Source organism: Streptomyces sp. CY-1 (assembly GCF_047218265.1).
In the GTDB taxonomy this organism is placed as follows: Bacteria; Actinomycetota; Actinomycetes; order Streptomycetales; family Streptomycetaceae; genus Streptomyces; species Streptomyces niphimycinicus.
Genome location: NZ_CP178393.1, coordinates 6,663,189 through 6,678,383 on the forward strand (window position 1 = coordinate 6,663,189; position 15,195 = coordinate 6,678,383).

A 15,195-nucleotide genomic window follows, 5' to 3' on the forward strand; every position below is an offset into this window, starting at 1 on the left:
AGCCGCTGAGACGGTACGTCCACATCCTGTTGACGCGGGAGGTGAGGGCGGTGTAGGGCCGATCGGGGAACGCGGCGGCCATGAATCGGAATTGGACATTCTCAATGGCCCTCCCGGCGTGGACCATGGAGGCATGGCTGATCACCAGGCAGACGAGCTGGAGCAGGCGCTGCGACGGGCCGTCCGCGGGGACGTCTCCTTCGATACGGCGAGCCGGGCCCTGATGACCATGGACGCGTCGAACTACCGACGGGTGCCGGACGGTGTGGTCGCGCCCCGGGACGCGGACGATGTGGCGGCGGCGCTGGCCGTCTGCCGGGAGCGCGGGGTGCCGGTGGTCGCCCGCGGCGCCGGGACCTCGATCGCCGGACAGGCCACCGGGCTCGGTGTCGTCCTCGACTTCACCCGCCATATGCGCGGCATCGTCTCGCTCGACCCCGAGCGGCGGACCGCCGTCGTCCAGCCCGGCGTGATCCTCGACGACCTCCGTACGGCGGCCGGCGCCCATGGGCTGACCTTCGGCCCCGACCCGTCCACCCACAGCCGCTGCACCCTCGGCGGCATGATCGGCAACAACTCCTGCGGCTCCCACTCGGTGGCCTGGGGCACCACCGCCGACAACGTCCACGGGCTGGACGTGCTCACCTACGGCGGGGAGCGGGTGCGCGCCGCCCAGGGCCTCCACGACCTGCCCGCCCGGCTCCGCGACGGCATACGGTCCCTGGCCGGTCACCACCTGGCCCTGCTGCGCACCGGCTTCCCCGAGCTGCCCCGCCGGATCTCCGGCTACGCCCTGGACGAGCTGCTGCCCGAGAAGAACGCCGACCTCGCCCGCGCCCTCACCGGCAGCGAGGGCACCCTCGGGGTGGTCACCGAAGCGACCGTAAGGCTGGTGGAGGCGCCCGCCGCCCGCGCCCTGGCCGTGCTCGGCTACCCCGACGAGAGCGCGGCGGCCGAGGCCGCGCACACCCTGCTGCCGTACGGTCCGCTGACCGTCGAGGGCATGGCCGCCGATCTGGTCGCCGGGGCGTCCGGGCTGCCCGAGGGCGGCGCCTGGCTGTTCGTGGAGGTCGGCGGCGCCACCCGCGAGGAGGCGCTCTCCCGAGCCCAGGAGGTGGCCCGCGCCGCCGCCGAGGCCACCACCGGCCACACCGTCGTCGCCGACCCGGCCGGGCAGCGCGCCCTGTGGCGGGTGCGCGAGGACGCCTCCGGGACCGCCACCCGCATGCCGGACGGCAGCGAGGCATGGCCCGGCTGGGAGGACTGCGCGGTGCCGCCGCCCCGGCTCGGCGCCTATCTGCGGGACTTCCGCGCCCTGATGGCCCAGCACGGGCTGCGCGGCACGCCGTACGGGCACTTCGGGGACGGCTGCATCCACGTCCGCATCGACTTCGACCTGCTGACCGAGCCCGGGATCCGGATCTTCCGCGCCTTCTCCTCCGACCTCGCCGATCTCGTCGTCACCCACGGCGGCTCGCTCTCCGGTGAGCACGGCGACGGGCTGGCCCGCGCCGAGCTGCTGCCGCGCGTGTACGGGGACGAGATGGTCGGCCTCTTCTCCCGCTTCAAGGACCTGTGGGACCCGGAAGGCGGCCTCAACCCCGGCGTCCTGGCCCGCCCGCAGCGCCTGGACCAGAACCTGCGCTTCGACCCCCTGCCGAGGCGCCCGGTGGACGTCGAGTTCGGCTATCCGCACGACAAGGGGGACTTCTCGGCGGCCGTCCGGCGCTGTGTGGGCGTCGCCAAGTGCCGCAACGAGTCGGTGTCCGGCTCCGGGGTGATGTGCCCGTCGTACCGCGTGACCGGCGAGGAGAAGCACTCCACCCGCGGCCGCGCCCGGCTGCTGCACGAGATGCTCGCGGGCGAGGTCGTCCAGGACGGCTGGCGCTCGGAGGAGGTACGGGACGCGCTCGACCTGTGCCTGTCCTGCAAGGGCTGCCGCAGTGACTGCCCGGTCGAGGTCGACATGGCCACGTACAAGGCGGAGTTCCTGCACCACCACTACGAGGGACGGGTGCGGCCCGCCGCGCACTACTCGATGGGCTGGCTGCCCGTATGGCTCCGGGCCGCCTCCCACCTGAGGGCCGCGCCCGCCGCCAACGCCCTGGCGGGCCTGCCCCCGCTGGCGGCCCTGGCCAAGCGCATGGGCGGGATCGCGCCCCAGCGCGACATCCCGGAGCTGGCCCGGGAGCCGTTCACGCGGTGGTGGCGGGAGCATGCCCGTACGGTGCCTCGCGCCGGGAACGGCGCCCGCACCGTCGTGCTGTGGCCCGACACCTTCACCAACCACCTCTCCCCGTCCGTCGGCCGCTCGGCGGTCGCCGTACTGGAGGCGGCCGGGCTGCGGGTGGTCGTCCCGCCGGGGTCCGTGTGCTGCGGCCTGACCTGGGTCTCCACCGGCCAGCTCGACCGCGCCCGCGCGGTCATGCGGCGCACCCTGGACGTCATGGCCCCGGCCCTGGATGCCGGGCTCCCGGTGGTCGGCCTCGAACCCAGTTGCACCGCCGCCCTCCGCACCGACCTCCCCGAACTCCTCGGCGCCGACCCCCGCGCCGCGCGCCTGGCCGAGTCCGTCTCGACGTTCGCCCAGGCCCTGGAGGAGTACGCCCCCGACTGGCAGCCCCCCAAGGTCGACCGCCCCGTCGTCGGCCAGACCCACTGCCACCAACACGCCGTCCTCGGCGACGCCGCCGAGCGCCGCCTACGTGAACGCGCGGGCCTCACGGGCGCCTTGAGCGGCGGCTGCTGCGGTCTGGCGGGCAACTTCGGCTTCGAGGACGGCCACTACGACGTCTCGGTGGCCTGCGCCGAGGAACAACTGCTGCCATCGGTCCGCGCCGCGGACCCCGGCACGGAGATCCTGGCGGACGGCTACTCCTGCCGCACCCAACTGACCCAACTGGCGGGCCGCAAGAGCCGCCACCTGGCGGAGGTCCTGGCGGACCGGCTGCCCTGACCCGTGAACCGCGCGCCGCGACGGCTCTCCGCTGCGATCCGGGCGGGGCGCCGTCGCGGAAGGTCCGACGCTCGTTCGAGTGAACCGTGAGCTGACTGTACGGACCACAGGAGTTCGCCCTCGCTAGGGTCCGAGGCTCGGCCTACCGTGGGGGTGAACAGCCGCTGTGTTCGGATTCGGTCAGCAACGGGAGGGTACCGGCGATGGTGGATCGCTTCAGCGACGCGCTTCTGAGCGTCCAGGAAACCGCCCGGCACCTGGACATTCCCGACCGTACGCTTCAGCGCTGGCTGCATCACGAGAGCGCCGCCGGATCCCCGCTCGTGCACGGTGTTCAGCCGGTGAAGCGCGGCTGGCCTTCGATCCCGTTCGTAGCGATCGTCGAGGCGTATGTGCTGCGGTCGCTGCGCGGTTACCTCAGCATGCCCAAGATCCGGGAGGCGGCCGAAGCGGTGCGCCTGGCGTTCGGAGACGAGTACGGGCTGGCCACCCGGCGGATCGCCACCGACGGGGTGGACATCTTCGTCGAGTACGCGGACGGCGACCTGGCGCGCGCCCGGGACGGTCAGCGCCCCATCAGGGAAGTCATCACCGGCTACTTGCGCTACATCGCCTGGGAGAGCGGCGATCAATATCCCTACCAGCTCCGCCTGCGCCGGTACCCGGACGTCGCCCCTGTGATCATCGATCCCCGCTTCGGCTGGGGCGCGCCGGTCGTCGCGGAGAACAGGGTCCAGGTGGACGCGATTGTCTCCCTGTGGGAGGCCGGAGAGTCGTTGGAAGCGGTCGCGGACGAGTACGGGCTGACGCGTGACCAGGTCGAAGCGATCTGCCGGATCGCCCGCCGACGCGCCGCCTGAGTTCCTCGCCGACCGCTCCCTGGGGCGCCGCACGGTGGCTCTGTTACGGGAAGCGGGGTGGCTGGTCCGCCACCTGGCGAGTCCGCGATCTACGCCGTCTACGAGGACCGTATCGAGAAGAAGTGGCCGTAGAAGTCGATGTTGGAATCTGCTTTCGTGGCCTGTCGGATGGCGGCGGAGGCGCCGTACCCGGTGCCGATGTCACGTCGTGTGCGTCGAGCCGTCGTCTTGCTCAGCGCAACCGTCTTCCTCGTACACGCGTAGCCGCCCGCCCCGGCTCTCAGCTACCCGCAGCGCATCGCGCAGCGCCTCGGTGAGCCGGTTGGCCAGGTAGCGGATTTCCTCGGCACTCACCTTTCGGCCGTCGAGGAAGGCATGGGCATGTGCAAGGAGTTGTGCGCCCATGGTCAGATGTAGGGCCTCGAGCTCGTCCGCTCGCCGGCTCAGAGGGCTGTAACCATCGCCCGGCGCCAGATAGCAGGGCTTGCCGTCCGGGCTGGACCACGGCAGCAGGCGTAAGGCAGCCCTGCTCGGGCTTCCTGGTGGTGTGGCGGGCACGGTACGGCTCCTTCGGTGGCGATATTTCCGTGTGGTGACGTTAGGGTCGCGCTGGGTAGTTGATCAATGGCACTTTCGTCCGGCGACGGATGGAACTGCCATCCGGCGTCACATCGGCACGCGGAGCACGTCGGCCATGGCCCGCATCTCCGGCGTCATCGTCCGCCGCCTGGCGATGATGTCGCTCAGGATGTCCCGCGCGTAGCGCTGGTTGGGCAGCCACTCCGGAGCATCGGACCAGACGCCCCGCAGGACTGCAAAAGCATCTGCGGGCCGACGCTTCATCAGATGGGCTCTGGCCACGTCCAGAAGGTGACGGTTTCGATTGTTCGATGTCGGCCGGTGGCCGCTGGTGGGGATGTGCGTCGACAGGCTGAGGACGCGGTCCGGTTCCTCTTCGACCATCGCGTTTTCCGCGCGCTTGAAGATGACCGTCGTGGGTCCGAAGGCGCGGAGGAAGTCGCCGTCGGGGGGGAACTCGCGGCCCATGGCGACGGCTGCCGCGTGGGCGAGCCGCAGAGTGTCCCTGGCGACGTCGGATTCGTTGTCTCGCACCGCGGCGGCCGACGCGCGCAGGAGCAGCCAACCCCATGCGCTCAGTTCGGCGGGGGTGGCACGAGACAGGCGGGGCTCCGTGTCGTCCGACCATCGCACGGACAGCGCGCGGGCCTCGGCGAGTCGGCCCCGTCGCAGCAGCAGCCAGCAGCGTGTGCTCGCGATGGCGGCGCCGTCGAGCCGGTCCGCGGCGTCGTCCATGGCTCGGGCCAGGGCTGTTTCGGCGGTATCGAACTGACGCGTCTGCACCATGAGCCACCCGGTGAGCTGCAATAACCGTCCCTGTAGGTGCCGACCGCGTGGGTCGAGACCAGCAAGCGCATGGGCGTCCCGCAGGAGCGGGGGAAGGACGGGTAGCAGCTCGGCGAACCGGTCGCCGGAGAAGAGGGGTAGTGCGGCCCTGAGCGCCGCCCTGACCCCGTCCACGGTGGGCGCCTCGTCGGTACGGCGATCGGATGCCGCAGAGGTCAGGGCGTGGCGTACCGGCTCCCAGCGTTCCCTTGTGGCTTCGTCGGCGTCGTCCTCGCGGTGTCCGGCGATGAGCCGCGTCGTGGACACGCCCAGCGCTGTGGCGAGCTTCCGGGCTGTTTCCAGGCGCGTGTCCTGCTGCTCGCCCTGCTCCAGCTTCCTGATCCAGGAGATGGAGATGCCTGATGCGTCCGACAAGCCGCGCTGCGTCAGCCCTCGACGCTTCCGGATGTCGCGCAACCGTGCGCCGATGTGATCCTGACCGTCGTCGGGCATGCTCAACTCCCTTTAAAGCTCGGCAAGGTGACACGTACCCCTGGTCAAACGCGGCGAAGTATCGACCGGTCACGATCGCTGCCGGAGAGGGGCCGCCGGGGCGGGGCGGCTCGTTACGACCGTCGGGACGGGGCCGGGGTGTCAAAAACCATGCAAGCGCGCTTGATTGTTTTCTTCGGCGCTGCCACGCTCACTCCCGACACTCCGCACCGCCGCCGCCCCATGACCGGGAGTCCCGCGTGTCCGATACGGAAGCTCTGCTCGGCGATCTGCGCGCCGAGGGCGAGGAGTTGGACGGTCTGGTGGCCGGGCTGCCCGCCGGGGCGTGGCGTACGGCGACGCCCGCGGCCGGGTGGAGCATCGCGCACCAGATCGCCCATCTCGCGTGGACCGACGAGCGGGCCGTACAAGCCGTCGAGGACCCGCAGGGGTTCGCCGACGAGGTGCGCCGGGCGTGGACCGTGCCGGAGGCGTTCGTGGACGAGGGCGCGGAGCGTGGGGCGGCGGAGCCGCCCGAGGTGCTGCTGGGGCTCTGGCGCGCGGGGCGGGAGCGGTTGCTCCGGACGCTGGCCGCGCAGCCGCCGCGCGCCCGGCTGCCGTGGTACGGGCCGCCGATGAGCGTGATGTCGATGGCGACCGCCCGGCTGATGGAGACCTGGGCGCACGGCCAGGACGTCGCCGACGCGCTGGGGGTGCGCCGGGCCCCCACCGCCCGGCTGCGCCATGTGGCCCGGATCGGGGTCCGGGCGCGGGGTTACGCGTACACGGCGCGGGGGCTGGAGCCGCCGGCCGAGGAGTTCCGGGTCGAGTTGGCCGGCCCGGACGGTGAGTTGTGGACGTACGGGCCCCAGGACGCGGCCCAGCGGGTGACCGGGCCCGCGCTGGACTTCTGTCTGCTGGTGACCCAGCGGGCGCACCGCGACGATCTGGCCGTACGGGCCGAAGGGGCGGACGCGGACCGCTGGCTGGACATCGCGCAGGCGTTCGCGGGCCCGCCCGGCAAGGGCCGCGCCCCGGGGCAGAGACCGGGTGACCCGGCGGGTGACGGCGGCGCGAGCGGCGACCCCGCCGGAGGCGCCCCATGACGCCGCCCCCGCCCCTCCGTATAGGCAACGCCTCCGGCTTCTACGGCGACCGCTTCGACGCGGTGCGCGAGATGCTCACCGGTGGCCCCCTGGACGTGCTGACCGGGGACTATCTCGCCGAGTTGACCATGCTCATCCTGGGCCGGGACCGCGCCAAGGATCCGGCGCGGGGTTATGCCACCACCTTTCTGCGCCAGCTCGAGGACACCCTGGGGCTCGCCATGGAGCGCGGGGTACGGCTGGTCACCAACGCGGGCGGGCTCAACCCGGCCGGGCTGGCCGACGCGATCCGCGCGCTCGCCGAGCGGCTCGGCATCGACTGCCGGGTCGCCCATGTCGAGGGCGACGACCTCCTCGGCGCCCGCGACTGGGGGCCGGGAGTGGTCACCGCCAACGCCTATCTCGGTGGCGCCGGTATCACGGCCTGTCTGCGCGGGGGCGCGGATGTGGTGGTCACCGGGCGGGTGACGGACGCCGCGCTGGTGACGGGCCCGGCGGCGGCGCACTTCGGATGGGCCGCCGACGACTGGGACGCGCTCGCGGGAGCCGTGGTCGCCGGGCACATCCTGGAGTGCGGTACGCAGGCGACCGGCGGCAACTACTCGTTCTTCACCGAGCACGACCTCCGCCGCCCCGGTTTCCCCCTCGCCGAGATCCACCCCGACGGCTCCAGCGTGATCACCAAGCATCCGCACACCGGCGGCGCCGTCACGGTCGGGACCGTCACCGCCCAGCTTCTCTACGAGACGGCGGGCGCCCATTACCCGGGCCCGGATGTCACCGCCCGGCTGGACTCGGTGCGGCTCGCCCCGGACGGCCCGGACCGGGTGCGCGTCCACGGCGTACGGGGCGAGGCGCCGCCGCGCACCCTCAAGACGGGGCTGACCCGGCTCGGCGGCCACCGCAACGAGGTGGTGTTCGTGCTCACCGGCCTGGACATCGAGGCCAAGGCGGCGCTCGTACGGGACCAGATGGAGGGGGCGATGAGCAAGCACCGCCCCGCCGAGGTCCGTTGGACCCTCTCCCGTACCGACCACGCCGACGCGGCCGTGCAGGAGGAGGCGAGCGCGCTGCTGCGGCTGGTGGTCCGCGACCGGGACGCGGCAGCGGTGGGCAGGGCGATCAGCGGCGCGGCCGTCGAACTGGCCCTCGCCAGCTTCCCCGGCTTCCATGTGACCGCCCCGCCCGGAAAGGGCTCCCCTTACGGCGTCTTCGAGGCCGCGGACACCCCGGCCGACACCGTGCCGCACACCGCCGTACTGCCGGACGGTTCCCGGCTGACCATCCCCCCGGCCCCCGCCACGCCCGCCGCCGGAACCCCGGCGGATGAGACGTCCCCGACGCCGTGCCTTCCGCCGCCGCTGCCGCCCGGGGCGACCCGCCGCGCCCCGCTGGGCGCGGTCGCCGGGGCCCGCAGCGGCGACAAGGGCGGCAGCGCCAACATCGGCGTCTGGGCGCGAAGCGAGGACGCCTGGCGCTGGCTGGCCCACACCCTCACCGTCGACCGGCTGCGCGAACTGCTCCCGGAGACGGCCCCGTTGAAGATCACCCGCCATCCGCTGCCCCGGCTGCGGGCCCTGAACTTCGTCGTGGAGGGGCTGCTCGGCGAGGGCGTCGCCGCGCAGGCCCGCTTCGACCCGCAGGCCAAGGCCGTCGGCGAATGGCTGCGCTCACGCCATCTGGACATACCGGAGGTACTGCTTTGACCGCGCTCGCGTCCGCGCTCGACCCCGCAGGCGCCGATCACACGGCCCATCGGGAGGCGATGCTCGCCAAGCTCGCCGAGTTGGAGGGTGAGCACGCCAAGGCGCTCGCCGGGGGCGGTGAGAAATACCTCCAGCGCCATCGCAAGCGCGGCAAGCTGCTGGTCCGCGAGCGGATCGAGCTGCTGCTGGACCCCGACACCCCCTTCCTGGAGCTGTCGCCGCTGGCCGGCTGGGGCAGCGAGTATCCGGTGGGGGCCTCGCTCGTCACCGGCATCGGGGTGATCTCCGGTGTGGAGTGCCTGATCAGCGCCAACGACCCGACCGTACGCGGCGGGGCCAGCAACCCCTGGACGCTCAAGAAGTCGCTGCGCGCCCATGAGATCGCCCGCGCCAACCGGCTCCCGCTCATCAGCCTCGTCGAGTCCGGCGGCGCCGATCTCCCGTCCCAGAAGGAGATCTTCATCCCGGGCGGGGCGATGTTCCGCGATCTCACCCGGCTGTCCGCCGCCGGAATCCCCACGATCGCCGTGGTCTTCGGCAACTCCACCGCCGGAGGCGCGTACATCCCCGGGATGTCCGACCACGTGATCATGGTCAAGGAGCGCTCCAAGGTCTTCCTGGGCGGTCCGCCGCTGGTGAAGATGGCCACCGGGGAGGAGAGCGACGACGAATCGCTGGGCGGCGCCGAGATGCACGCCCGCACCTCCGGCCTCGCCGACTACTTCGCCGCCGACGAGCCGGACGCGCTGCGCCAGGCCCGCCGGGTCGTCGCCCGCCTCAACTGGCGCAAGGCACACGCCGATCCGGGGCCCGCCGAACCGCCGAAGTACGACGCCGAGGAGCTGCTCGGCATCGTCCCCGGCGATCTCAAGATCCCCTTCGATCCGCGCGAGGTGATCGCCCGGATCGTGGACGGCTCGGACTTCGATGAGTTCAAGCCGCTGTACGGGCGCAGCCTGGCCACCGGCTGGGCCGCGCTGCACGGCTACCCGGTCGGCATCCTGGCCAACGCGCAGGGGGTGCTGTTCAGTGAGGAGTCGCAGAAGGCCGCGCAGTTCATCCAGCTCGCCAACCAGCGCGACATCCCGCTGCTCTTCCTGCACAACACCACCGGCTATATGGTCGGCCGCGACTACGAGCAGGGCGGGATCATCAAACACGGCGCCATGATGATCAACGCCGTCTCCAACTCCCGGGTCCCGCATCTGTCGGTGCTCATCGGCGCCTCGTACGGCGCCGGTCACTACGGGATGTGCGGCCGGGCGTACGACCCCCGCTTCCTCTTCGCCTGGCCCAGCGCCAAGTCCGCCGTGATGGGCCCGCAGCAGCTCGCCGGGGTGATGTCGATCGTCGCCCGGCAGTCCGCCGCCGCCAAGGGGCAGCCGTACGACGAGGAGGCCGACGCCGCGCTGCGCGCCATGGTGGAGCGGCAGATCGAGTCCGAGTCGCTGCCGCTCTTCCTCTCCGGGCGGCTCTACGACGACGGCGTCATCGACCCGCGCGACACCCGCACCGTGCTCGGCCTGTGTCTGTCCGCCCTGCACACCGCGCCGGTCGAGGGCGCGCGCGGTGGCTTCGGCGTCTTCCGGATGTGAGTGGGGAACCCGTGATCCGTGCCCGTTTGTCCGCCTGTTCGCTCGCCTCGTCCGCCGTGCGCGGCGGTTCCGCTTCGGCGTCTTCCGGATGTGAGTGAGGAACCCGTGATTCGTTCCCTCCTGGTCGCCAACCGCGCCGAGATAGCGCGGCGTATTCTCCGCACCTGCCGTGACCTCGGCATCGCCACCGTCGCGGTCCACTCCGACGCGGACGCCGGCGCGCCCCACGCATACGAGGCCGACACCGCCGTACGGCTGCCGGGCGACGCCCCGGCCGACACGTATCTGCGCGGCGATCTCCTCGTGCGGGCGGCCCTGGCCGCCGGGGCCGACGCCGTCCACCCCGGCTACGGCTTCCTCTCCGAGCACGCCGACTTCGCGCGCGCCGTAAGGGACGCGGGGCTGGTGTGGGTGGGGCCGCCGCCCGAGGCGATGGAGGCCATGGCCTCCAAGACCCGCGCCAAGGAGATCATGCGCAAGGCGGGCGTACCGCTGCTCGACGCGATCGACCCGGCCGAGGCCACCGCCGACGATCTGCCCCTGCTGGTCAAGGCGGCGGCGGGCGGCGGCGGCCGTGGCATGCGGGTGGTCCGCGAGCTGGCCGCGCTCCCCGCCGAACTCGACTCCGCCCGCGCCGAGGCGGCCTCCGCCTTCGGCGACGGTGAGATCTTCGTGGAGCCCTATATGGAGGGCGCCCGCCATGTCGAGGTCCAGGTGTTCGCCGATGCCCACGGCACCGTCTGGACCCTCGGCACCCGCGACTGCTCCCTCCAGCGCCGTCACCAGAAGGTCATCGAGGAGGCCCCGGCCCCCGGTCTGGACGAGGAACTGCGGCGCACCCTGGCCGAGTCGGCGGCGGACGCGGCGCGCGCCATCGGCTACGAGGGCGCGGGCACGGTGGAGTTCCTGGTCTCGCCCGCGGGGCGGGCGTACTTCCTGGAGATGAACACCCGGCTCCAGGTCGAGCACCCGGTCACCGAGGAGATCTACGGCCTCGACCTGGTGGCGCTGCAACTGCGGATCGCGGAGGGGGAGCCGCTCGACGCCGAGCCGCCGGCGCCCCGGGGACACGCCGTCGAGGCGCGGCTGTACGCCGAGGACCCGGCGCGCGACTGGCGGCCGCAGACGGGGATCCTGCACCGGCTGGAGATCCCGGGGCTGCGGGTCGACTCCGGACCGGCCGACGGGGACGCGATCGGCGTCCACTACGACCCGATGCTGGCCAAGGTCATCGCCGTCGCCCCCACCCGGGCGGAGGCCGTGCGGCGGCTGGCCCACGGGCTGGAGCGGGCCCGGATCCACGGCCCGGTGACCAACCGGGAGCTGCTCGTACGGGCGCTGCGGCATCCGGAGTTCGCGGCGGCCCGGATGGACACCGGCTTCCTCGAACGCCATCTGGCCGAGCTGACCGGCGCCGCCCCCGATGACGACGCGGCGGCCTCGCTCGCCGCCCTCGCCGCGGCCCTGGCCGACGCGGCGCGGCGGCCGGGGACCGCCAACGCGACCGTGGCCGGGCGGCTGGGCGGCTGGCGGAACGTCCCCTCCCAGCCGCAGTCGCGGAGCTACCGCGCCGACCCGGGCGGCACCGAGCACGAGGTGCGCTACCGCCGCACCCGCGACGGGCTGCACGCGGAGGACTTCCCCGACGTCCGGGTGCTGGGCGCGGGGGTGGAGTCGGTCGTTCTCGATGTGGCCGGGGTCCGGCGGACGTTCGAGGTGACGGCCCATGGGGACCGCCGCTACGTCGACACTCCCCGGGGCGGCTTCGTGTTCACCGCGCTGCCCCGCTTCCCCGACCCCACCGCCCGTACCGAACCGGGCTCGCTGCTGGCGCCCATGCCGGGCACGGTGGTCCGGCTCGCCGAGGTGGCGGTCGGGGACCGGGTCGAGGCCGGAGCGCCCCTGCTGTGGCTGGAGGCCATGAAGATGGAGCACCGCGTCACGGCGCCCGCCGCCGGGGTGCTCACCGCCCTGCACGTCACCACCGGCCGCCAGGTCGAGGTCGGAGCCCTGCTCGCCGTCGTGGCGGCGGGGGAGTGACGAACCCCCGCGCACCACTCAGTACGTCCGGGCCCGGACAGCCCGTCCGGGCCGTGCGGGACAGCACACGGCCCGCACAACGCATCGCAAGTGGGAGGAGCCGTCCATGACCAGCCCGCATACGCCCGTGGACACCCCGGAGCGCGTGGCGCTCCGCGCGGCGGTGTCGTCGTTCGCCAAGGGACACGCCCCGGGCGGCCCCCAGGAGAGCGACAGTGTGCGCCAACTGTGGGCCGAGGCAGGCAAGCTCGGCTATCTCGGTGTCAACCTCCCCGAGGAGTACGGCGGCGGGGGCGGTGGCATCACCGAGCTGTCCATCGTCCTGGAGGAGCTGGGCGCCGCGGGCTGCCCGCTGCTCATGCTGGTCGTCTCGCCCGCCATCTGCGGCACCGTCATCGCCCGGTTCGGCACCGCCGAGCAGAAGGAGCGCTGGCTGCCCGGTCTGGCCGACGGCAGCCTCACCATGGCCTTCGGCATCACCGAGCCCGACGCCGGATCCAACTCGCACCGGATCACCACCACCGCCCGCCGCGAGAAGGACGGCGGCTGGATACTCAACGGCCGTAAGGTCTTCATCTCGGGCGTGGACATCGCCGACGCGACCCTGATCGTCGGCCGTACCGAGGACGCCAGGACCGGGAAGCTCAAGCCCTGTCTGTTCATCGTCCCGCGTGAGGCGCACGGCTTCACCCACCATCACATCCCCATGGAACTGGCCGCCGCGGAGAAGCAGTTCGAGGTGGTGCTGGACGACGTACGGCTGCCCGCCGACGCGCTGGTGGGCGACGAGGACGCCGGGCTGCTCCAGTTGTTCGCCGGGCTCAACCCGGAGCGCATCATGACGGCCGCGTTCGGGCTGGGGATGGGCCGCTACGCGCTCGACAGGGCCGTCGACTACGCCCGCACCCGCCAGGTGTGGAAGGAGCCCATCGGCGCCCACCAGGCCATCGCCCACCCCCTCGCCCAGGCCCATATCGAGCTGGAGCTGGCCCGGCTGATGATGGCGAAGGCCGCGTACCTCTACGACGCGGGCGATGACGCGGGCGCGGGCGAGGCCGCCAACATGGCCAAGTACGCGGCCGGGGAGGCCACGGTGAAGGCGGTGGACCAGGCCGTGCACACCCTCGGCGGCAACGGCCTGACCGTCGAGTACGGGCTGGCCCGGCTGATCACGGCGGCACGGGTGGCCCGGATCGCCCCCGTCAGCCGGGAGATGATCCTCAACTACGTCTCCCACCAGACCCTGGGCCTGCCGAAGTCGTACTGACCGTTTCCTTCCGCCGCCAGAGCCGGGCGGAGGCGCCGTACCGGCCTTACGGGTGCCGTACCGGCCTTACGGGCGCCGTACCGGCCTTACGGGTGCCGTACCGGCCTTACGGGCGCCGTACCGGCCTTACGGGTGCCGTACCGGCCTTACGGGCGCCGTACCGGACGGCGCCGTACCGGTCTCACGAGTTGGGCAGAACGGACAGGTAGGTCCATCAGAGATCAGAGCTGAGGGGAACGGCCATGGCGCTGCGCAGCGAGTATCCCGATGTCCCGCCCGTCGATCTGCCCATCCACGACGCCGTACTGGCCCGCGCGGCCGAGGAGTTCGGCGACCTGACCGCGCTGGTGGACGGCGTGACCGGGGCGGCCCTGAGCTATGCCGCCCTGGATCGCGCCTCCCGCCGGATCGGGGCCGCGCTGGCCGAGGCGGGGGTGCGCAAGGGCGATGTGCTGGCCCTGCACAGCCCCAACTCGATCATGTACCCACCGGCCTTCTACGGCGCGACCCGCACCGGGGCAGCGGTCACCACGGTGCATCCGCTGGCGACGCCGGAGGAGTTCGCCAAACAGCTCCGGGACGCGGCCGCGTCCTGGGTCATCACCGTCTCGGCGCTGCTCGGTGTGGCCCGGCAGGCCGCCGAACGGGCGGGCGGGGTGCGGGAGATCTTCGTCTGCGACGAGGCGAGCGGCCATCGTTCGCTGCGCTCCATGATGAGGAGCACCGCGCCCGAACCGGTGGTGGAGATCGACCCGGCCGAGGACATCGCGGTGCTGCCGTACTCCTCGGGCACCACCGGCACCCCCAAGGGCGTGATGCTCACCCACCGCAATGTCTCCACCAACCTGGCGCAGGTGGAGACGCTGGTCCCCAACCAGCCGGGGGAGCGGGTGCTGGCCGTCCTGCCGTTCTTCCACAGTTACGGCCTTACGGCGCTCATGAACGCGCCGCTCCGCAACGGCGGCACGGTGATCGTGCTGCCCCGCTTCGAACTCGACACCTTCCTCGCCGCCATCGAGAAGCACCGGGCCCAGGCGCTCTATGTGGCCCCGCCGATCGTGCTCGCGCTCGCCAAGCATCCGGCGGTGGACGGCCACGACCTGTCGTCGGTGCGGTACGTGCTGAGCGCGGCGGCCCCGCTGGACGCCCGGCTCGCGGAGGCGTGCGCCCGGCGGCTCGGCGTACCGCCGCTGCTCCAGGCGTTCGGGATGACGGAGCTGTCGCCGGGCTGCCACCTGGTGCCGCGTGACGCCAAGAACGCACCGCCGGGGACCGTCGGAAAGCTGCTCCCGAGCACCGAGATGCGCGTCGTGGCCCCGGACACCGGCGAGGACCTGGCCGTGGGCGAGGACGGCGAGATCGTCATCCGCGGACCGCAGGTGATGAAGGGCTATCTGGGCCGCCCCGAGGACACCGACGCGATGATCGACGCCGAGGGCTGGCTGCACACCGGCGACGTCGGGCATGTGGACGCGGACGGCTGGCTGTATGTGGTGGACCGGGTGAAGGAGTTGATCAAGTACAAGGGCTATCAGGTCGCCCCGGCCGACCTGGAGGCCGTGCTGCTCGCCCATGAGGCCGTCGCCGACGCCGCCGTGATCGGGGTGCTGGACGGGGCGGGCAACGAGATCCCCAAGGCGTATGTGGTGCGCCGGCCCGGGACCCGGATCTCGGAGGACGACCTGCTGGCGTACGTTGCCGGACAGGTGGCCCCGTACAAGAAGGTGCGCCGCGTGGAGTTCACGGACACCGTGCCGCGCTCGGCCACCGGCAAGATCCTGAGGCGTGAACTGCGCGCCAGGGAAAGGAGCTCGACCACCCCATGACCG

10 protein-coding genes are annotated in these 15,195 nt (G+C 72.5%); 8 read left to right on the forward strand and 2 right to left on the reverse strand.

Going from position 1 to position 15,195, the window contains the following annotated elements; all coding sequences use genetic code 11:
• Window positions 1-133: 133 nt before the first annotated feature.
• Window positions 134-2,956 (forward strand): FAD-binding and (Fe-S)-binding domain-containing protein, encoded by a 2,823-nt coding sequence (locus ACK1X7_RS28695; protein ID WP_385148461.1) that lies wholly within the window; start codon window positions 134-136, stop codon window positions 2,954-2,956.
• A 203-nt stretch (window positions 2,957-3,159) separates the two neighbouring features.
• Window positions 3,160-3,816, forward strand: coding sequence for a DUF433 domain-containing protein (locus tag ACK1X7_RS28700; protein ID WP_413115811.1), 657 nt, complete (start codon window positions 3,160-3,162; stop codon window positions 3,814-3,816).
• A gap of 201 nt (window positions 3,817-4,017) precedes the next feature.
• Here the strand turns inward: ACK1X7_RS28700 and ACK1X7_RS28705 are convergent, their stop codons facing one another.
• Both ACK1X7_RS28705 and ACK1X7_RS28710 read right to left on the reverse strand, forming a co-directional pair.
• On the reverse strand, window positions 4,018-4,374 hold the full coding sequence (locus ACK1X7_RS28705) for a hypothetical protein (protein WP_385148458.1): 357 nt from the start codon (window positions 4,372-4,374) through the stop codon (window positions 4,018-4,020).
• 108 nt (window positions 4,375-4,482) lie between these two features.
• Window positions 4,483-5,673, reverse strand: coding sequence for a helix-turn-helix domain-containing protein (locus tag ACK1X7_RS28710; protein ID WP_413115812.1), 1,191 nt, complete (start codon window positions 5,671-5,673; stop codon window positions 4,483-4,485).
• A 239-nt stretch (window positions 5,674-5,912) separates the two neighbouring features.
• On the opposite strand from ACK1X7_RS28710, the gene ACK1X7_RS28715 reads away from it, so the two are divergent.
• From ACK1X7_RS28715 to ACK1X7_RS28740, 6 genes are all read left to right on the forward strand, one after another.
• Window positions 5,913-6,758 (forward strand): TIGR03084 family metal-binding protein, encoded by an 846-nt coding sequence (locus ACK1X7_RS28715; protein WP_385148453.1) that lies wholly within the window; start codon window positions 5,913-5,915, stop codon window positions 6,756-6,758.
• Entirely contained in the window at window positions 6,755-8,464 is a 1,710-nt protein-coding gene (locus ACK1X7_RS28720) for an acyclic terpene utilization AtuA family protein (protein ID WP_385148450.1), read from the forward strand. The genes ACK1X7_RS28715 and ACK1X7_RS28720 overlap by 4 nt, the downstream gene beginning before the upstream one ends.
• A complete protein-coding gene (locus tag ACK1X7_RS28725) occupies window positions 8,461-10,059 on the forward strand; it encodes an acyl-CoA carboxylase subunit beta (protein ID WP_398159454.1) in 1,599 nt (532 codons plus the stop codon). The genes ACK1X7_RS28720 and ACK1X7_RS28725 overlap by 4 nt, the downstream gene beginning before the upstream one ends.
• A gap of 105 nt (window positions 10,060-10,164) precedes the next feature.
• Window positions 10,165-12,099: an acetyl/propionyl/methylcrotonyl-CoA carboxylase subunit alpha gene (locus ACK1X7_RS28730; protein ID WP_413115813.1), complete on the forward strand. Its 1,935-nt coding sequence runs from the start codon at window positions 10,165-10,167 to the stop codon at window positions 12,097-12,099.
• A gap of 106 nt (window positions 12,100-12,205) precedes the next feature.
• A complete protein-coding gene (locus tag ACK1X7_RS28735; protein WP_385148442.1) occupies window positions 12,206-13,366 on the forward strand; it encodes an acyl-CoA dehydrogenase family protein in 1,161 nt (386 codons plus the stop codon).
• A gap of 242 nt (window positions 13,367-13,608) precedes the next feature.
• Window positions 13,609-15,192 carry a 4-coumarate--CoA ligase family protein gene (locus ACK1X7_RS28740; RefSeq protein ID WP_385148438.1) on the forward strand — a complete coding sequence of 528 codons (1,584 nt, stop codon included), beginning with the start codon at window positions 13,609-13,611 and terminating at the stop codon, window positions 15,190-15,192.
• Window positions 15,193-15,195 lie beyond the last annotated feature (3 nt).